Annotated in this window: 19 protein-coding genes; 15 read left to right on the top strand and 4 right to left on the bottom strand. The window is 46.8% G+C overall.

The genetic code is table 11. From position 1 onward, the window contains the following. Nucleotides 1–43: 43 nt before the first annotated feature. The 15 genes from AB1I50_RS02890 to AB1I50_RS02820 all read left to right on the top strand — a co-directional run bounded on the left by AB1I50_RS02890 (nt 44) and on the right by AB1I50_RS02820 (nt 12934). Nucleotides 44–1855, top strand: a complete 1812-nt coding sequence (locus AB1I50_RS02890) for a putative polysaccharide biosynthesis protein (protein WP_407724709.1) — start codon at nt 44–46, stop codon at nt 1853–1855. Nucleotides 1856–1903: 48 nt separating this feature from the next. Beyond that, on the top strand, nt 1904–2710 hold the full coding sequence (gene mazG / locus AB1I50_RS02885) for a nucleoside triphosphate pyrophosphohydrolase (RefSeq protein WP_407724708.1): 807 nt from the start codon (nt 1904–1906) through the stop codon (nt 2708–2710). A 1-nt stretch (nt 2711) separates the two neighbouring features. Beyond that, the gene (locus tag AB1I50_RS02880) at nt 2712–2987 is read left to right on the top strand and encodes an HU family DNA-binding protein (protein WP_407724707.1); all 276 of its coding nucleotides are present in this window, start codon (nt 2712–2714) and stop codon (nt 2985–2987) included. Nucleotides 2988–3049: 62 nt separating this feature from the next. After that, nucleotides 3050–3292, top strand: a complete 243-nt coding sequence (locus AB1I50_RS02875; RefSeq protein WP_407724706.1) for an RNA-binding S4 domain-containing protein — start codon at nt 3050–3052, stop codon at nt 3290–3292. Between the two features lie 127 nt (nt 3293–3419). Beyond that, nucleotides 3420–3689 (top strand): sporulation protein YabP, encoded by a 270-nt coding sequence (gene yabP / locus AB1I50_RS02870; RefSeq protein ID WP_407724705.1) that lies wholly within the window; start codon nt 3420–3422, stop codon nt 3687–3689. A gap of 4 nt (nt 3690–3693) precedes the next feature. Further along, nucleotides 3694–4206 (top strand): spore cortex biosynthesis protein YabQ, encoded by a 513-nt coding sequence (gene yabQ, locus AB1I50_RS02865; protein ID WP_407724704.1) that lies wholly within the window; start codon nt 3694–3696, stop codon nt 4204–4206. Continuing rightward, nucleotides 4163–4552 carry an FtsB family cell division protein gene (locus AB1I50_RS02860; protein ID WP_407724703.1) on the top strand — a complete coding sequence of 130 codons (390 nt, stop codon included), beginning with the start codon at nt 4163–4165 and terminating at the stop codon, nt 4550–4552. Before yabQ ends, AB1I50_RS02860 begins: the two co-directional genes overlap by 44 nt. 35 nt (nt 4553–4587) lie before the next feature. Then, nucleotides 4588–5070, top strand: coding sequence for a S1 RNA-binding domain-containing protein (locus tag AB1I50_RS02855; protein ID WP_407724702.1), 483 nt, complete (start codon nt 4588–4590; stop codon nt 5068–5070). 78 nt (nt 5071–5148) lie between these two features. Next, nucleotides 5149–5685, top strand: a complete 537-nt coding sequence (gene hpf, locus AB1I50_RS02850; RefSeq protein WP_407724701.1) for a ribosome hibernation-promoting factor, HPF/YfiA family — start codon at nt 5149–5151, stop codon at nt 5683–5685. Between the two features lie 62 nt (nt 5686–5747). Beyond that, nucleotides 5748–6863 (top strand): THUMP domain-containing class I SAM-dependent RNA methyltransferase, encoded by a 1116-nt coding sequence (locus tag AB1I50_RS02845; protein ID WP_407724700.1) that lies wholly within the window; start codon nt 5748–5750, stop codon nt 6861–6863. 199 nt (nt 6864–7062) lie between these two features. Next, nucleotides 7063–8568, top strand: a complete 1506-nt coding sequence (locus AB1I50_RS02840; RefSeq protein ID WP_407724699.1) for an AMP-binding protein — start codon at nt 7063–7065, stop codon at nt 8566–8568. Between the two features lie 22 nt (nt 8569–8590). Beyond that, on the top strand, nt 8591–8818 hold the full coding sequence (locus tag AB1I50_RS02835) for an acyl carrier protein (protein WP_407724698.1): 228 nt from the start codon (nt 8591–8593) through the stop codon (nt 8816–8818). Nucleotide 8819: 1 nt separating this feature from the next. Continuing rightward, complete coding sequence (locus AB1I50_RS02830) at nt 8820–10007, top strand: type III PLP-dependent enzyme domain-containing protein (protein WP_407724697.1); 1188 nt, start codon at nt 8820–8822, stop codon at nt 10005–10007. A 50-nt stretch (nt 10008–10057) separates the two neighbouring features. Continuing rightward, nucleotides 10058–11680, top strand: a complete 1623-nt coding sequence (locus tag AB1I50_RS02825) for an MBOAT family O-acyltransferase (protein ID WP_407724696.1) — start codon at nt 10058–10060, stop codon at nt 11678–11680. Nucleotides 11681–11707: 27 nt separating this feature from the next. Next, nucleotides 11708–12934, top strand: coding sequence for a hypothetical protein (locus tag AB1I50_RS02820; protein WP_407724695.1), 1227 nt, complete (start codon nt 11708–11710; stop codon nt 12932–12934). A 48-nt stretch (nt 12935–12982) separates the two neighbouring features. Here AB1I50_RS02820 and AB1I50_RS02815 read toward each other — a convergent pair whose 3' ends face one another. Genes AB1I50_RS02815 through AB1I50_RS02800 form a run of 4 tightly spaced genes read right to left on the bottom strand, consistent with a single transcriptional unit; the run spans nt 12983 to nt 18990 of the window. Beyond that, on the bottom strand, nt 12983–15187 hold the full coding sequence (locus AB1I50_RS02815; RefSeq protein WP_407724694.1) for a ComEC/Rec2 family competence protein: 2205 nt from the start codon (nt 15185–15187) through the stop codon (nt 12983–12985). Nucleotides 15188–15197: 10 nt separating this feature from the next. Next, complete coding sequence (locus AB1I50_RS02810) at nt 15198–15833, bottom strand: redox-sensing transcriptional repressor Rex (protein WP_407724693.1); 636 nt, start codon at nt 15831–15833, stop codon at nt 15198–15200. Nucleotides 15834–15850: 17 nt separating this feature from the next. After that, nucleotides 15851–17059 (bottom strand): NADP-dependent isocitrate dehydrogenase, encoded by a 1209-nt coding sequence (locus tag AB1I50_RS02805; RefSeq protein ID WP_407724692.1) that lies wholly within the window; start codon nt 17057–17059, stop codon nt 15851–15853. Continuing rightward, on the bottom strand, nt 17059–18990 hold the full coding sequence (locus AB1I50_RS02800) for an aconitate hydratase (protein ID WP_407724691.1): 1932 nt from the start codon (nt 18988–18990) through the stop codon (nt 17059–17061). Before AB1I50_RS02800 ends, AB1I50_RS02805 begins: the two co-directional genes overlap by 1 nt. Between the last annotated feature and the right edge of the window lie 252 nt (nt 18991–19242).

The raw sequence follows: 19242 nt of genomic DNA, 5'->3' as shown, positions 1-19242 counted from the left end.
CTGATTCGCGCGTTTTTAACTATTTTTAATTAGGTGATTTAATTTGTCTAAAAAATACAACGCGGTGGCAAATGCCGAGCAAAGCGTTTCTTCAACCTTTGTAAAGGGCGCCGCCATACTTACCGTCAGTATGATTATTGTCAAGGTTTTCGGACTTTTGGACAAGGTCATTTTAGCGGATATCTATTCAATGTTCGGCGACAGTCTTGCGTCAATGGGCGTGGGCATTTACAACAATGCCTACGAGGTTTTTGTCGTAATCTTCACCGTAGCGACAGGCGGACTGCCTATTGTAATTTCAAGGCTTATTTCCGAGAATATGACGCAAAAGCGTTACAAAGACGTCAAGCTGGTTCACAGAATTTCAATTCCGCTTTTTGCTATTGTCGGACTTGTATGTATGCTCGCCATGGTGGCGGTAAGCTTTCCCTACGCGTTCTATTTCATAAAATCCCCGTACGCTATCTACGCTATGATTGCGTTGGCGCCGGTAATTCTTTTCGGCTGCCTCACTTCAATCTACCGCGGATATTACGAGGGACAGCGAAATATGTTCCCGACCGCCGTTTCGGAGGTTATCGAGGCTGTTGTAAAGCTCGTTTTGGGAGCATTGTTCGCCTTTTTAATAATGAAGTACGGTATGGAGCACTACCGCGCCACCGGCAGTTTTTTGTTCATCAACTTTGGCAACAACCATATTGACGCGGAAAACACCATTCTGGCGTTTTCCGTAGCAGGCAATATCTGCGGTATTTCAATCGCGAGCTTTTGTTCGTTCCTTTATCTTGTGTTAAAGTACAAAATCGGCGGCGACGGAATTCCCGCGGAATACCTTGAAAACTCCGTTGACGCGAGGCAAAAGCGCGAGACCTTTGCGATTATCGTAAAAACCGCCCTGCCTATCGTGGGCGGAGCGCTCGTAATGAGTATTGGTTCGCTGATTGACGCGGTAATTATTCAGAACGTGCTCTTTAACCTCGCCGGTACAAACGCCAAGGCGTTGTTTGAGCAGTATAAGGCGTATTATCCGCCCGAGGTGTTCTTCGGCGGCAAGGGCAATGGGTTTACTATTCACACCCGTTTGTGGGGCTGCTACGGCGCGTCACTCACCTTAATGCAGCTTGTAACCGCTGTAACGCAGGTGTTTGGTTCAAGCGCGATGCCGAATGTTACAAGCGCTTATACAAAGGGCAATAAGGCGGAGCTTAAAACCTCGATTGAAACCGTGCTTAAAATGACAATGATGTTTACTCTGCCGATGGCGCTCGGACTAAGCGTGCTGGCGCATCCGGTTATGAATTTTATTTACGCAAGCCCCGATTTGGTAAATATCGGCGGCAACGTGCTCACCCTAATGGGAATCACAACTATTTTTACGGGAATCATCACCCCGATTTGCAGTATGCTCAACGGTATCGGCAGGGTAAAGCTGCCAATGATTCTGTACACCATCTGTATGCTCGTAAAAATAGGAACCTCTTGGATTTTTGTAAGTATGCCCGAGGTCAACATTCAGGGCGCGACGGCAGGCTCGCTGATCTCTTATGCTCTTATCTGCGTGGTTGGAATGTTCCTGCTCGTCAAGTACTCGGGAATCGTTCCTAACTTCTTTTCAACCACCATCAAACCGCTTATCGGAGCGGTCGGAAGCTCGGCAGTTGCCTTTTTTGTCAACAAGCTTTGCGAAGGTCATATGAACCACAGGCTCTCAACCATCATCGCAATCGTTGCAGCAGCGGTAATTTATATTGCAATTTTACTAATATTACGCACATTTTCTGCCCAAGAGGTGAGGATTTTACCAAAAGGCGAAAAAATCGCAAAAACACTTGAAAAATTGCACTTAATTGGGTAGAATATATAACTGTGGATTGCATTTTTCCACGGCTTCGGAGATGTATATATGGACTTTAAGGAAAAACCGAATTACAATTTTGACGACCTGATTGAGATTGTCAAAATCCTGCGCGCCCCCGGCGGATGTCCGTGGGACAGGGCGCAGACGCACAAGTCCATCCGTTCAAACTTTATCGAAGAAACCTACGAGGCTGTTGAGGCTATCGACACCGACGACAAGGAGCTTCTTAAGGAAGAGCTCGGAGACGTTCTTCTTCAGGTAGCGCTTCACGCTGAGATGGAGCGTGAGATAAACAGCTTTGATATCAATGATATCTGCGACGGTATCTGCAAAAAGCTGATTATCCGCCATCCTCACGTGTTCGGTGACAAAAGCGCAGGGAACGCCGACCAGGCATTAAAGAACTGGGACGCGGTAAAAATGCAGACCAAGTCGCAGACAACCCAGACTCAGGCAATGCAGAGCGTGTCAAAGGCTTTGCCGTCGCTGATGAGAGCCGAAAAGGTTCAGAAAAAGGCGGCTAAGGTAGGCTTTGACTGGGATAAAGTCGACGGCGCTCTTGAAAGCTTAACTCAGGAGTGCGGCGAGCTTAAAGAGGCTATCGCCAAAAACGACGTCGATAATCAGTATGAGGAGCTCGGTGACGTGCTGTTCTCAGCGGTAAACGTTGCGCGTTTCCTTAAAATCGACAGCGAAAAGGCGTTGTACGACGCCTGCGACAAATTCATAGGCCGTTTTTCAAAGGTAGAAGCCCTCGCAAATGAAAGAGGGATTGATATGAAAACGGCGTCACTTGAGCAACTTAATTCCCTTTGGGATGAAGTTAAATATAATAAAATGGAGGAAAATTAAGATGAAAAAAACAGAACTCATCGCCGCTGTTGCTGAGCAGAGCGGTCTTTCAAAGAAAGACGCCGAGAAGGCTCTTTCCGCTACAATTGATACTATCGTAAAGGCAGTTGCTGAGGGAGACAAGATTCAGCTCACAGGCTTTGGTACATTCGAGCAGCGCCAGAGAAATGCAAGAACAGGCGTAGATCCCAGAACAGGTAACTCAATCGAGATCGCCGCTTCTAAGGTTCCCGCTTTCAAGGCAGGCAAGGCGTTCAAGGATGCTGTAAATAAGTAATTTAATTTATATCTTCGGCTGTCTCTTTCGGGGCAGCCGATATTTTTTGGAAGGTAATTTTTATGAGACTCGATAAGTATTTAAAAGTTTCGCGCTTAATCAAGCGCAGAACCGTTGCAAATGAGGCTTGCGACGCAGGTAAGGTCGTAGTAAACGGCAAGCAGGCACGCGCTTCGTACGACGTTAAAGAGGGCGATATCATCGAGATTACCCTCGGTGCGCGTACCGTTAATGTAAGGGTGACAGCCGTAAAAGAGGTTGTCCGCAAGGAGGACGCCGCGACAATGTACGAGGCCGTCGTCTGAAAAATAATGCAATACCTCGCAATTCACGTCGCACGCCTGAATTATGCGGTATGCTTTGAATATTTAAGCGAACACTTCCGTATATTTTATAAAGGTTATCCCTAAAAAATATACGGAGGTTTTATTTATGGCGGAAATCACAAAGACAAAGCCGCATACGCTTATGCTCGACAACAGAAAAAAGCTGGTAATCACCGGCGCCGAGGATGTAAACGGCTTTAACGAGGACGCGGTGTCGGTAAAAACAACGGACGGCTCGCTGATTATAAAGGGCAGCGGACTGCACATTGACAAGCTCAACCTCGACTCGGGCGACGTTTCTATCGAGGGCAGGGTGGACGCTATGCAGTATATCGGCAACGGCTCAAAATCAAAGCTATCAAAGCTTTTTAGGTAAGCGTATGGAGCAAAGCTTTGCCGTCCAGTCGACGGCGTTTTTATATTCTTTACCGCTCGGCGCGGTGTTGGGGATTATTTACGGAGTTCTCGCGCTGCTAAGGCACACCCTGAGTCTTAAAAAATCGGCGGTTATCGCACTCGATATCACCTTTATGCTCCTTTGCGCGGTTAGTATATTCTACTTTTCACTCGGCTTTCTCGACGGCTATATAAGAGTATATGTAATTTTCGGCGCCGGTTTGGGATTTTTTATATACAGACTGACAATAGGCAGACTTTTGCAGAGAATTCTTAACCCGATAATATCGTGGATAAAAAGAATTATTGTGGCAATTTTTACAAAAATTAAAAATATTGCAAAAAAGCTATTGAAAATTGGTTATCATATATTGTATAATGTAGGTGGTAGAATAGTATTTTTCATAAGTAATAATTTGAGTATAAATAAACGTAATAATAAAAGGACACGATATGGCAAAAAAAGTAAAAGAAAAAGATCCGTGGGATCAGGCTGAAGAGCCGAAGGTTGTTCTTAACGCCGACGGTCCAAAGGAAGTCAAGCCTGTTAAAAAAAGGCGCAAGAAAAGGTATATCCTGCTTTATCTCGCCGCAATAGGCTTTGCGTTTTACGCTGTTATTACAATCATCAACCAAAGCGTAAAAATCGCTGAAAAAAAGGCTGAGCTAAGCGAGCTCCAGCAGGAAATCAATGTGGTTGAAATTCAGTCTCAATATCTGGAAAAGGTGCGCGGTTATACCGGTCAGCAGCGTTCGGATTATATAGAGAAAATCGCCAAGGAGGATTTTGGCTACGTCGGTGAGGGCGAGAGAATTTTTATCAACGTCGCAGGCGAACAATAGGGCAGAAAGGTTAAATCAAGGGGTACAAATTCTATATGGCACTTGAAGTCGGAATGATTTTGGAAGGCAAGGTTTCGGGAATTACAAAGTTCGGCGCGTTCGTCGATTTACCCGATTCAAAAACAGGTATGGTACATATTTCGGAGGTAGCGCCTACGTTTATCAACGAAATATCAGATTATGTTCAGGTGGGGCAGACCGTCAAGGTCAAGGTTCTCGCGATTGATAACGGCAAAATTAAGCTGTCAATCAAGCAGGCGCTCCCCAAGGAACAGCAGAGCAGACCTAAACCGCCGTTTAAAAAAAGCGAAAGACCGAACAGACAGCCTTACAAGCCCGCTCCGCCCGTAAAATCTCCCGGAGATTTTGAGTGGCAGAGCAGCCGCAAGAGCGCTCCTACCTCGTTTGAGGATATGATGTCGAGCTTTAAAAAGACAAGCGAGGACAAGATGTCCGACCTTAAGCGCGGAGAGAGCCGCGGTTACAGCCGCCGCGGAAACGGCAACGGCAGAAGGTAACCGCATTATTACCAAAGCATAAACGCTTACCGTATTACGGTAAGTTGAATTTAAAACTTAATAAGGGAGGCAATTTTTATGAAAATCACCTACACAGCAAGAAAAGTTAACCTCAGAGATAATTTCAAGGAAAGAGTTGAAAAAAAGCTTTCTAAATTCAACAAGCTCTTTTCGGAGGACGCTACCGCAAATGTTGTTGTCACCCTTGAAAAGAACCGCCAGACAGTTGAGATTACAATTCGTGACCATTCGATGGTGTACCGCGCCGAGAGCACAATGCCCGAGATGAACGACGCGCTCGACCGCGATATTGAAATTCTCAAGCGCCAAATTCGCAAGAATAAGACTAAGCTCGAAAAGCGCATTAAGTCCGGCAATATAGAGACAATCATCGCTGATCTTCCTGTGGACGACGAGCCCGTGGAGGACGAGTACAAGGTTGTGCGCAAAAAGCAGGTGCTTGTTAAGCCCGTAACCGTTGACGAGGCAATCCTCGAGATGAATATGATTAACCACGATTTTTATATGTTCATCAACGCCGATACCTCTGAGGTAAACGTTGTTTACAAACGCGCTGACGGCGACTACGGCTTGCTTGAGCCCACAAACGACTAAATATTATAATCATTAGGGGCGGACTGCTGTCCGCCCTCTTTTTGCGAAACAGAGGATTTATTATGAACCTAACATTTACAGCGCCGTGTATTTTCGGGCTCGAGGGCTTTTGCGCCAACGAGCTTAAGTTTTTGGGAATAAAGAATGTCCGCGCCGAAAACGGCAGAGTTATTTTTGAGGGCGATTTTTCCACCCTTGCAAGGGCGAATATCAACTCGCGCTACGCCGAGAGAATTCAGATTTTACTTGCGGAGTTCAAAGCCGAGAGCTTTGACGAGCTTTTTGACGGTGTAAAGAATATCGAGTGGGAAAGCTTCATCGGAATGTCCGACGCCTTTCCCGTAAAGGGAAGCTGCCTTAGCTCAAAGCTCAAAAGCGTGCCCGACTGCCAAAAAATAATCAAAAAAGCTGTTGCCGAGCGGCTTTCAAAGCGCTATATGCTCTCTTGGTTTGAGGAGACCGGCCCTGTTCACCAAATTCAGTTTTTGATACTAAAGGACAAGGTCAGCATTACGCTCGACACCTCGGGCGCAGGGCTTCACAAAAGAGGCTACCGCGCCGACTCAAACGACGCGCCGATTAAGGAGACCTTGGCGGCGGCAATGGCGGAGCTCGCCTTTGTACGTCCGAATCACTTTGTTATCGACCCGATGTGCGGCAGCGGCACAATTTTGATTGAAGCAGCGCAAAAGGCGCTCAAAATCGCGCCCGGCGTAAACCGCTACTTTGCCTGCGAAAAATGGAGCTGTATTCCCGACGGAGTTTTTGAAGCCGAGCGCGAGCTTGCGCGTTCAAGGGAAAACCGCGATTGCGAATTCCGCGCGGAAGGCTACGACATTGACAGCTTAGCACTCGAAACCGCAAAGAAAAACGCCGAAATCGCAGGGGTAGGGGACAGAATTACCTTCGCTGCCCGCGACATCAACGACTATGTACAGCCCGAGGGCTACGCAACGGTTATCACCAATCCGCCATACGGCGAAAGACTGCTCGACATAAAGTCCGCCGAGGGGCTTTACAAGATTATGGGAGAGCGCTTCGTCCGCGAGAAGGGAAAAAGCTATACCGTAATTACTCCCGACGACGATTTTGAAAAGATTTTCGGCAGAAAAGCCGACAAACGCCGCAAGGTTTACAACGGCACTTTGAAGTGTCAGATATACCACTATTTTAAGTGATTATCAGCATTATACGTTCAGTCCGAAATTTGATGGATTGGGCGTTTTATCTATTAAAGCACAATAAGCTCATAAAGGTTTAATAATAATGTCAATTTTTCACTTAATTACGAAAAACTGCTTGACTTTGGGCGTATTTTAATTATAATTAAAATGGTTAATTATATTGGACATATTATGTACTCTTACAGGAGAAGCTATGGAAAAATCAGTTTTATGCAGATTAAACGCTGCAGCAGAAAAATATTCTACAAAAACAGCTTTCAAAGATCCCGAAAACAGCCTGACCTTCGGTGAGTTTAACGACCTCACAAAGTCAATCGGCACATACCTTGCAGGTATCACACAGCCGGGTGACCCTGTTGTTGTAATGTCGGGCAGACACGTGTTCACCCCGGCATGCTTCCTCGGAGCGGTAAGAGCAGGCTGCTTTTACGCGCCTATGGACGGCGATATGCCCGTTACAAGGCTCAACCAGATTTTAAGCGTTATCAAGTCGGACATTATGCTTGTTGACAAGGCTCATCTTGAGATTGCTCAGAGCCTTAACTTTGACGGCAAGATGGTCGTTATGGAGGACATTATGTCAACTCCTGCCGACGAGGAGCTGCTTAAGAGCAGGGAGGAGGGCATTGTCTGCACCTCGCCTCTGTACGTAATCTTCACCTCGGGCTCAACAGGCGTGCCCAAGGGTGTAATCACCTCGCACCAGTCGCTGATGACCTATATTGATTCTGTCGGCAAGGTGCTCTCGATTGACGACACCGACGTTCTCGGCAACCAGTCTCCGCTTGACTATATCGCCGCAATCCGCGATATTTACCTGCCGATTACCTTCGGAGCGCAGACCTTTATCATCCCCAAGAACGAATTTGCTGTTCCCACACAGCTTTTCGATACTCTGAATAACGAAAAAATCACGGCTCTCTGCTGGAGCGTAGCAGGCGTTGAGCTTCCCGCAAAGCTCGGAGCCTTCGACGTAAGCAAGCCCGAATACCTCAAAAAGCTCTGCTTCTCGGGTTCGGTAATGCCGTGCAAGTACCTCAAAATCTGGCAAGAGAACCTGCCCGACGTACTCTACGTCAACCAGTACGGTCCCACAGAGGCTACCGCTTCATGCACCTACTACGTTGTAAATGAAAAGGTTGACGACGACACGGTTCTGCCGATAGGCAAGCCCTATGACAACTACCGTGTGTTCCTGCTCAACGAGGACAACACCCCCACCGAGCAGGGCAAAACAGGCGAAATCTGCGTAACAGGACCTATTCTCGCTCTCGGCTACTACGGTAACGCCGAGTATACCGAAAAGTCCTTTATCCAGAATCCGCTCAACAATAACTACCGTGAGCTTATCTACAAAACAGGCGACCTCGGAAGCTTCGATTCCGACGGACTGTTGCAGTTTCACGGCAGAAAGGACAGACAGATTAAGCACCTCGGCCACCGCATTGAGCTTGGCGAAATTGAGGAAACCGCCAAGAAGATTGACGGCGTAACCGACTGCTGTTCGCTCTACAATAAGCCTAAGGAGCACCTCTACCTGTTCTATACAGGCGAGGCTACCTCAAAGGACATTGTTCTCTACTTCAGAAAAAATATGCCTGCGTTTATGGTACCGCGCAAGCTTGTCAACCTCGACAAGCTGCCGACTTTGCCCAATGGCAAGCTTGATATGCAGACATTAAAAACATATTTCAAATAATTTATTAAAGGAGATATTTATTATGGACAAATTAATGGAAATCCTGCAGGAACTCAGACCTGACGTAGACTTTGAAAATGAAACCGCTCTTATCACAGACGGTATCCTCGATTCTTTCGACATCGTTGCTCTTGTAGGCGAGCTCAACGACGAGTTTGACATCGAGATTAAGCCCAACAACCTCGTTCCCGAGAACTTCAACTCGGCTAAGGCTATGTACGCTCTTATCGAGAAGCTTCAGGACGAATAATATGAACGAACAAAAGTTAAGGGAACTTCTCCCGGAGGTGTCCACGCCTTCGTATATTTTCGACCTCGATTTGTTCAACAAACGCGCCGAGCTTGTTCACAAGTATTTCGGAGAAAAGGTCGGAATGTGTTTTTCGATTAAGGCAAATCCCTTCCTGCTCGGCAAACTGCCCGATTGCTTTAGCAAAATCGAGGTTTGCAGCCCGGGCGAATTGACAATTTGCGAAAAAACCGGCGTGGATATGAAAAAAATCATATTCTCAGGCGTTAATAAAACTTATGACGACGTTGAACGCGCCGCGGACGACGGCGTCGGCACATTTACAGCCGAAAGCCGCCTGCACGTTGATTTAATCAACGACGCAGCAATTAGACGCGGTAAGGTTTTCCCCGTGCTTGTACGTGTAACCGACGTAAAGGGCGGCAGCCAGTTCGGTATGGACGAGGCTGATGTGCTCGATATCATCGAGAACCGCGCCGATTATAAGGGAATTGAAATCGTCGGAATTCACTACTTTACCGGTACTCAAAAGCGTAAGGCAAAGCCGATTATCCGCGAGCTTGACTACATCGCTGACCTGCTCAAAAGGCTAAAGGACGACTACGGCTTCACCGCCGAGCGCGTCGAGTACGGCACAGGTTTAGCGGTTGATTACTTTGCGGACAACGCCGACGAGCTTGAGGAAGAACGCCTTTCCGAAATTTCTGAGAAAATCCACGAGACTGCCGAGCTCTGCGAACTCACCGTGGAGATGGGCAGGTTCTTTGCCGCGCCCTGCGGATATTACCTGACAAAGGTAATGGACGTTAAGACTAACCAGGGCATCAACTACGCAGTTGTTGACGGCGGTATGAACCAGCTTAAGTACGACGGTCAGCTTCAGGGTATGCAGATACCTAAAATAATTCAGTTAAAGAAAAATAACACACCTGATGACGTTCAGCCGTGGACTCTCTGCGGAAGCCTTTGCACCACTGCGGACGTGCTCACGCGCGGCGTAGAGCTTAATTCGCTCGAAATCGGCGATGTTCTGGTATTTTGCAGAACCGGCGCGTACTCCTCAATGGAGGGTATGGCGGTATTCCTCAGCAGAGAAATGCCCGTTATCTCGGAATACTCCGAAAAGGACGGACTTACCATTCTGCGTGATAAGCTCTATACCGACGTGTTCAACACACCTAAAAGATAAGGGCAACTCTTAAAATATTTCTTTATTAGCATTATAATGGGGATGTAATTTTGACCTATACCTCAATAAACTTTATATTTTTTGTACTGGTAACGGCGCTGTTGTACTTCGCCTTACCTCTGAAAAAACATAAGTGGATTGTACTTTTGGCGGCGAGTATTTTCTTTTACCTCGTCGCAGGCTACAAGTACGCGATGTTCATTTTGTTTACCGCGGTAAGCACCTATTTGATTGGTCTGTGGATAGACAAAATCTCCAAAAACTCCAAGGCGCTTCTCAAAAAGAACAAAGCCGAGTGGGACAGGGAGACTAAAAAGAAGTACAAGAACAAAGTCAAGGTGCAAAAGCGCCTTGTTATGGCATTCGCTCTCGTTCTCAACTTCGGAATTTTGGCGTTCTTAAAGTACTTCAACTTCTTCGCAGGCAGCCTCAACGACATTTTGGGCAACTTCGGGATTAACTTTTCAATCCCGACCTTGGCTCTGTTTTTGCCGCTCGGTATTTCGTTCTACACCTTCCAGTCGATGGGCTACATTGTAGACGTGTACCGCGAAAAAACCGCCGCGGAGAAAAATCCGCTCAAATTTATGCTGTTCGTATCGTTCTTCCCTCAGATTGTGCAGGGACCTATCAGCATTTACGACCAGCTTGCTCACCAGCTTTATGAGCCTCACAGCTTTGACTTCACGCGCTTTAAGCACGGAATGATGCTGATTTTATGGGGCTTCTTTAAAAAGCTTATCATCGCTGACCGCGCGGTTATCGCGATTAACACTGTTACCGATTCATACAACAGCTATGGCGGTTCAACGCTGCTGTTCACAATTTTGCTGTATTCCGTTCAGCTTTACGCCGACTTCTCGGGCGGTATCGACATTTCCCGAGGCGTAGCGCAGATATTCGGAATTGATATGATTGATAACTTTAAGCGCCCGTACTTCTCAAAGTCAATCAACGAATACTGGCGCAGATGGCATATTTCGCTCGGTGCGTGGCTGAAAAACTACCTCTTCTATCCCGTCGCGATGTCAAACGTGTTCATCAACGCGAGCAAGAAGATGAAGGGTACAAGGTTCGGCAAGACCGCCGCAGGCGCTCATATCGCCAAGGTACTGCCTACAAGCGTCGCTTCGCTTATCGTGTTCCTCGTAGTGGGAATTTGGCACGGCGCGGACTGGAAGTATGTCGGCTTCGGTCTTTGGAACGGACTTATCATTATGGTAAGTATTCTGCTCCAGCCGGTATTTGACTTTATCCTTGAAAAACTGCACATCAATCCCAAGGCTGCTTGGTACTCGGTATTCCAAATGCTGCGTACCTTCATCATAGTGCTTGTCGGATATGTTTTCGACGTAGCGCCCGGTATTAACGAGTCAATGAACACCTTTAAGCTGATTCTCACAAACCAGAGCTTTGCTCAGGCGCGTGCTCAAATCAGCGAGCTCGGACTCGGCAAAAAAGATTTCATCGTAATTCTCGTCGGAATTATCGTTATCTTTATTGTCAGCGTTATCCAGGAACGTCATCCGTCAACAACTATCCGCGAAATGCTCGACAAAAAGCCGTTTATCCTCAGATTTGCCTTAATCTTTATCGGAATTATGGCGGTAATCGTTTACGGCATTTACGGCTCGGGCTACAACCCTGCGGACTTTGTTTATATGCAGTTTTAGCAACGTGACGAGGCGATTTATTAAATTATGAAGAAAAAACTATACATTACAAGGGCAATCAAAATCACTGCCCTGCTGCTCATTGTGGTGCTGTTTTCGTTGGTATTGCAGAGCTATGTGCTTGTGCATTACGACGGCAACAGAATGAGGCTTGACGGCTATTACCTTGAGGAGAAGAATTCTCTCGACGTAGTATTCATCGGCGCGAGCGATATTTACGCAAGCTTTGCGCCCGGCTTGGCGTATGAAAAGTTCGGATTTACCAGCTATTCGTACGCAACCGCTTCAAGCACGGCAGGCGCGGCAAAAACAATGCTCAAAGAGGTTTTGCGCACGCAGAACCCTCAAAAGATTGTGATTGAGGTCAACGCTTTTCTTTACGGCTTCGACAACGACAGTAGGATTTCGAGCGTCCGCAATTACATCGACAATGTGCCCTTAAATGAAAATAAAATTGAATATCTCCAAAGCGGAGCAATTCCCGAGGGCGAGGAAGAGATTGAGTATTATCTGCCGCTTATAAAGTACCACAGCACGTGGAACGACTATCCCGAGCCTTCGGGCAAGTATTTAAGCCAGATTATCACTCAGCATATGGACGGCTCAACCAAGCTTAAGGGCTACCGTACGCAAACTGCATTTTGTAAGACTGCACCGGGTTATCCCTGCATTAACAATACTCTCGCAAGGAACGATAAAACCTTGTCGCTGCTTCCCGAATATGAGGCAAAGCTCCGCGATTTGCTCGAATACTGCAAGGAGCAGGAGCTTGACGTGCTGTTTATCCGCACACCGCATATGGTTGACAAGTCTACCTACGGGCGTTTCAAACGTGCGAACGCCGTAGGAAAGATAATCAGGGAATACGGCTTTGACTATGTGAATTTTGAGCGCGATTCCACAACACTGGCTTATACAGAATCGGACTATTACAATATTGACCACCTCAATTTTTACGGCTCAGCGAAATTTACCGAATACCTCGGCTCTATTCTGACCGAAAAATACGGCGTTAAAAAGTCCGAATTGTCCGAAAAGCAAAAGAAAAACTGGGATACCGCAGCCGAGTACTATCACAAGCTCTATGACTACGCCGACAAGTACACCAATACCGAGTACAAGGAGACCGGTCATATTCAGACGCTTGAGGAAAATAAAACCGTAATGGGATATATCGACAATTTCGCCGAAAAGGGAGAAATCCCGAAGGCTAAGGTAACCCCCACTAACCCGAGCGAAGAACCGGAGATATAAAATAATTCTATACAAGAAAAAAGCGAGGATGTTTAGTCCTCGCTTTTTTTATCTGACTTCAAGCTTGTTGTTTTTCATAATTAACAGTTCGGGATATATTTCCTTTAGCTCCAACAGCTTTTCCTTGTAAAAGCTGTTTATGCTGCCTGCGTAAATCAGTTTATCGCAGCTCAGCAGGTCGTAATTTTTCGGAATACCCTCAATCACAATATATTCCGCCGTTCTGAATTTTTCAGGCAGCTTTTCGATATCGCTGTTGACTGGGACGATTAATATCCCCTTGTCGTTAATTTGCAGGTACTGGTAAATAATTCCCTTAACGTCAATCAGCGTAACCTTGCTATCGGAGTTGAGGTTGATTGTCTGAACGGTGTTGTTCTGAATAATATATTGCACGTCGTTAAAAATATACCGCATATCTTCCTCGGATTCAGAGCCTGTAATGATATTGTTTATATTAAAATTCTCGGAAATATCCTGAAGCAGCTCTGCGTTTTTATTCGAATTTGGAATTATAAGAAAATCAATCTGACTGTCGGCGCTGTAAATATCCGCACTAATTTCCTTGTATGACTTATTGTTGCCGCCTGCATTCAACAGCGAGATATTGTTTTCCTTCTTAACCTCTGCGCAAAAGCCGTTTCCCGATTTGTAAAGCGTGGCAGTGCAGTCCCTGTCGGCTGTGAAGAAAGAAACTACGCTCATAGCAATTATCAGCGCAAACGAAATGTTCGCCGCGATTACGATATAATTTTTCTTTGCTTTGATGAGATAACCGATAACCACGAGCAAAACGCTCACCGCAAGCCAGATGTAAACTTCAATTGTATCGGCTTTAATTGATGATATGTGAAACCCGGCGAAAAAGCCGTTGATACCGAGCAAAAGCTTGCAAAGCAGGGTGTTAACAGCCGCCGCAAGATAAGTGATAACCGGTGCGATTGGGAAGAGGTACAGCGCCGAGCATAACAGTGACAGTCCGAGAATTGCCGAGGCTATCGGCTCGGTAATCAATGAAATTATCGTCGTCAACGGCGATATAGTACCGAACGCGATAACGGTTATAGGAATAATCCAGATTGAAGCTGAGAGCGATACCGCAAACAGATTAGCGAGAAAATGCAAAGTTCTCTTAATTCCAAGTTGAAATCTTTCTTTATAAGGTAGTTTCTCAAAATGGAGTTTCTTAATTATATATTCATTTATTTTACGGTTCCAAAGTATAATACCTAAGGTCGCGCTGAACGACATCAATAGTCCCAAATCTCCCACGGCGTATGGGTTGGGGATGGTAATCACAAGCGCCGCAAAGCCGAGCGAGTTGAGCGGATCGCTGTTGCGCAGGAAAATCCGCCCGATTTGGTAAATTATCATCGAAATTCCTGCCCTGATAACCGAGTAGTTAAAGCCTGTCAGCGCCGCAAAGCAGATAACCGCGGCAATCGCGCCGATGCTCAGCAGAACTCTCCTTTTTGTAAACCGCCTCATTATAAGCATTGCGACGGCGACTGCAATCGAAAGGTGCAGTCCCGAGACGACGATTAAAAACGACGTTCCCGTCTGCCTGAAATCTCTCAGGTCATTATCGTCAAGAGCGTATTTGTCACCGAGCAAAACCGCCCTGCTCAGCCCTGCACAATCCCTCGGCAAAAGCTTATTAAGCGCTTCTCTGATGTTTTTGCGCATATCAACGGCGTATTTGTAGATCGTAAAGCGGCTTTCACCCGTCGGAGTAAGGCAGTACGGACTTGTCTCGTACGCTTTCAGCAAAATTCGGTGTCCGATATTCTGCTCGTTATTTTCGGTATACGCCTTAACGTGAAGCTTAACGCAGTCAAATTCCCGAACGTCATTTTCGGAATAACCGGTGTACCTGATTTTGGTATTCACCGGATTTGAATCAACCGCCGTCGTCTGAATTAAGTACTCGGCGGATTTATCCTTGTACGTGATTTCCTCACATACATAGCCTTCAACATATATTTCTTTATCAGAATAATTATCCTGTATAGGATTGACGTAATAATTCTGATAAAGAAATATACTTAGCGCAGCAAGCACAATCGTCACAGCCGCGGTAAGATACGTTGCGAACATATATTTTTTGTTTTGAACACGCCGCAAAACCGCAAGGCAAATCAGCAAAACTACCGTCAAGCCCAGCACGGTAAACAGTATCAGAGATTTAAAATAGAAAACGGCTGTCAGGGTTGCAAGGTATAAAACACCGGATAATCCAAACAGCCGTTTCATTTTTATTCTCCTATTTTGAATTGTTCATACGGTAGCACAGCGTCATCAGGCTGTCGCTCAGATGAACATTCTCCACAACGACGTCGCTGTATTTTGAGCTTAAATCGTAGTGGCTAAAATTCCAATAGCACTTAATTCCCAAGCCGTACAGCTTGTCGAGGATTGATTCTACGCTTTCCTTCGGAATACACAGAAAAGCCGCTTCAATCTCATTTTCCTTGCAAAAGCTGTAGAGCAGGGAGTCGTCCATAATCGTCAGTCCGCCGAGCTGTTTGCCGAGCTTTTCCTTATCGCAGTCAAAGCAGCCTGCAAGCTCAAAGCCGAGCTTGTTAAAAACAAGGTAATTTACAATCGCCGCGCCGTAATTACCGGCGCCAATCATAACAGCCTTGTAGCCCTTATTAAGTCCCAAGATTTTTTTAATCTCGTCCCTGAGCCCCTTAACGGTATAGCCGTAGCCCTGCTGACCGAAGCCGCCGAAGCAGTTTAGATCCTGCCTGACCTGCGAGGCGGTGGAGTTCATTATCTTAGAAAGCTCGGTGGAAGAAATCCTCTCAACTGAGCGGTCGTCAAGCTCGCACAAAAAGCGGTAGTACCTCGGCAAACGCCTGATGACCGACATTGAGATACTGTCATTTTTAGACATTTAGAAATTGCACCTTCTTAAAACGAGGCAGCAAGACGCTCGTTAACCGCGTCAAGAAATGCCTCGGTGTTAACCTTTTTCTTGTTCTCAAGTGTAGAGATAAGGTAAAGGTCGCCGGTCATAATTCCGTCCTCAATAGTCCTGATTGTAGCCGTCTCAAGCTTGTCCGCAAAGCTCATAAGCTCAGGCAGCTTGTCGAGCTCGCCGCGTTTTCTGAGAGCGCCCGTCCAAGCAAAGAGGGTAGCAACCGAGTTTGTAGAGGTTTCCTCGCCCTTAAGGTGCTTGTAGTAGTGGCGCTGAACAGTGCCGTGAGCAGCCTCATACTCGTAAACTCCGTCGGGAGATACCAGCACGCTGGTCATCATAGCGAGCGAGCCGAACGCGGTAGCAATCATATCGCTCATAACGTCGCCGTCGTAGTTCTTGCAAGCCCACATATAGCCGCCTTCGCTGCGGATAACGCGCGCAACGGCGTCGTCGATAAGGGTGTAGAAGTACTCAATGCCTGCGGCGTCAAACTTCTCTTTATACTCGTTTTCAAAAATCTCCGCAAAAATATCCTTAAAGCGGTGGTCGTAGGTCTTGCTGATTGTGTCCTTTGTGGCAAACCATACGTCAAGTTTCTGGTCAAGCGCGTAGTTAAAGCAGCTGCGTGCAAAGGACGAAATACTCTTGTCAAGGTTGTGCATACCCTGAATTACGCCGTCGGTCTTAAAGTCGAAGATAGTCGACCTTTTCTCAGTTCCGTCGGGCTTTGTAACGCAGAGCTCAGCCTTGCTGCCTGCCTCAACGCGCATTTCGGTATTCTTGTAAACATCTCCGTAAGCGTGACGCGCAATGCAAATCGGCTTTTTCCAGGTCGGAATATACGGAACAATGCCCTTTACGAGAATAGGGCTGCGGAATACCGTACCGTCGAGGATTGCCCTGATAGTGCCGTTCGGAGATTTCCACATACTCTTTAGGTCGTACTCTGTCATTCTCGCGGCGTTCGGGGTGATGGTCGCGCACTTAACCGCAACACCGTACTTCTTTGTGGCGTTAGCGGAGTCAACGGTAACCTGGTCGTCGGTTTCGTTTCTGTGCTTAAGTCCGAGGTCGTAGTACTCGGTCTTTAAGTCGATGTAGGGAAGGAGCAGCTTGTCCTTAATCATCTGCCAGATGATTCTTGTCATCTCGTCGCCGTCCATCTCAACGATGGGGGTAGTCATTTTAATCTTGTCCATTAGCTGTTCTCCTTTGTGTAGTCAAGCAGTCCGCCTGCAATAATAATTGCTCTTGTGCGGTCTGAAAGCTCGCAATCCGCCTTAATAGTCTCGCCTGTTGTCTTGTTGACAACGGTGATGTCGGAAGCGTTTGTAATTTCTTCCTTGATATTCGGAAGCTCAAGCATATCACCGAGCTTAATTTTGTCGTAATCAGCATTATCCTTAAAGGTGAGTGGGAGGATACCTGCGTTAATCAGGTTGCTCTTGTGAATTCTCGCAAAGCTCTTAACCAAAACCGCCTTTACACCGAGGTAAAGCGGAGCGAGAGCTGCGTGCTCACGCGATGAGCCCTGACCGTAGTTTTCTCCGCCGACAATAATGCTCTTGCCCAAGGTCTTTGCGCGTTCGGGGAAGTCCTTGTCGCAAACGGTGAAGCAGTGCTGCGAAATTTTCGGAATATTTGAACGCAGCGGAAGAATTTTAGCTCCTGCTGGCATAATGTGGTCGGTTGTGATGTTGTCGCCTACCTTGAGCGAACACGAAGCCTCAATGCTGTCTGTCAGCGGACTTGTCTTGGGATATTCCTTGATGTTCGGACCTCTGAGAATTTCAACGCTGTCCATCTCCTCTACGGGAGCAGGGTCGATAACCATATTGTCGTTGATGAGGAACTTCTCGGGAAGCTCAATCTCAGCCGCTTCTCCGAGACATCTCGGGTCGGTAAATACGCCCTTGATTGCCGAAACGGCGGCGGTTTCGGGAGATACAAGGTAAATCTGACCGTCGGCTGTGCCGCTTCTGCCCTCAAAGTTACGGTTGAAGGTTCTCAGCGAAATACCCTTGCTGTTGGGTGACTGTCCCATGCCGATGCAGGGACCGCAAGCGCTTTCAAGAATTCTCGCTCCGGCCGCGATTAAATCGCCGAGTGCGCCGTTGAGCGCGAGCATATTAAATACCTGCTTACTGCCGGGGGCGATTGCGAGCGAAACATTGTCGGCAACCTTTTTGCCCTTTAAGATGTAAGCAACTCTCATAAGGTCAAGGTAGCTGGAGTTTGTGCATGAGCCGATACATACCTGATCAACCTGCTGACCTTCAAGCTCCTTGATTGTCTTGATGTTGTCGGGGGAGTGGGGGCAAGCCGCCAAAGGCTCAAGCTCTGAGAGGTTAATCTCGATAACCTCGTCATAAACCGCGTCGGCGTCTGCCGAAAGCTCTGTGTAGTCTTCCTCTCTGCCTTGAGCCTTAAGGAATTCTCTTGTTGTCTCGTCTGAGGGGAATACAGATGTTGTAGCGCCGAGCTCAGCGCCCATATTGGTGATTGTAGCTCTCTCGGGAACAGTCAGGGTTTTAACGCCCTCGCCGCCGTACTCAACAATCTTGCCAACGCCGCCCTTAACACTCATAACCTTAAGAACCGCGAGGATAATATCCTTTGCCGATACCCACGGGCTGAGCTTGCCTGTAAGGTTAACTCTAACCATCTTGGGCATTGTGATGTAGTAAGCGCCGCCGCCCATAGCAACCGCAACGTCAAGTCCGCCTGCGCCGATTGCGAGCATACCGATACCGCCGCCTGTGGGAGTATGGCTGTCAGAACCGATTAAGGTCTTGCCGGGCTTGCCGAAGCGCTCAAGGTGAACCTGATGGCAAATTCCGTTGCCGGGACGTGAAAAGTAAATGCCGTGCTTTTTGCAAACGGACTGAATAAATCTGTGGTCGTCCGCGTTCTCAAAGCCTGTCTGTAAGGTATTGTGGTCGATGTACGCCACGCTTTTTTCTGTTTTAACACGGGGAATTCCCATAGCCTCATACTCGATGTAAGCCATAGTTCCCGTAGCGTCCTGAGTAAGCGTCTGGTCAATCTTAAGACCGATGTCTGTGCCGACAACCATCTCGCCGCTCACAAGGTGCTCTTTAATAATCTTCTGTGCTATTGTATAGCCCATAATATTACCTCCGTTTATAAATTTCCCCTGCAAATAGTACAAGGGGCATTTATGTTAATTATATAACAATCCTTAGTAGTTGTAAAGCGTATTTCGACACGAAAAACACAAAATATTGAAAATTTTATTGTAAAAAGCAATGTCTATTGGGAAAATGTTTCAAAATACCACGCGATATAAGCCGAAAGGTGATTAAAAATACAAGTTGAAATTACCGCACGGCAGTGATATAATTATAATGTAATATTATGT

This window comes from Ruminococcus sp. NATIVEDY161, from assembly GCF_045819895.1.
In the GTDB taxonomy this organism is placed as follows: domain Bacteria; phylum Bacillota; class Clostridia; order Oscillospirales; family Acutalibacteraceae; genus Ruminococcoides.
Note: the sequence above shows the minus strand (reverse complement) of the source record. Positions and strands in the feature narration are given on the sequence as shown.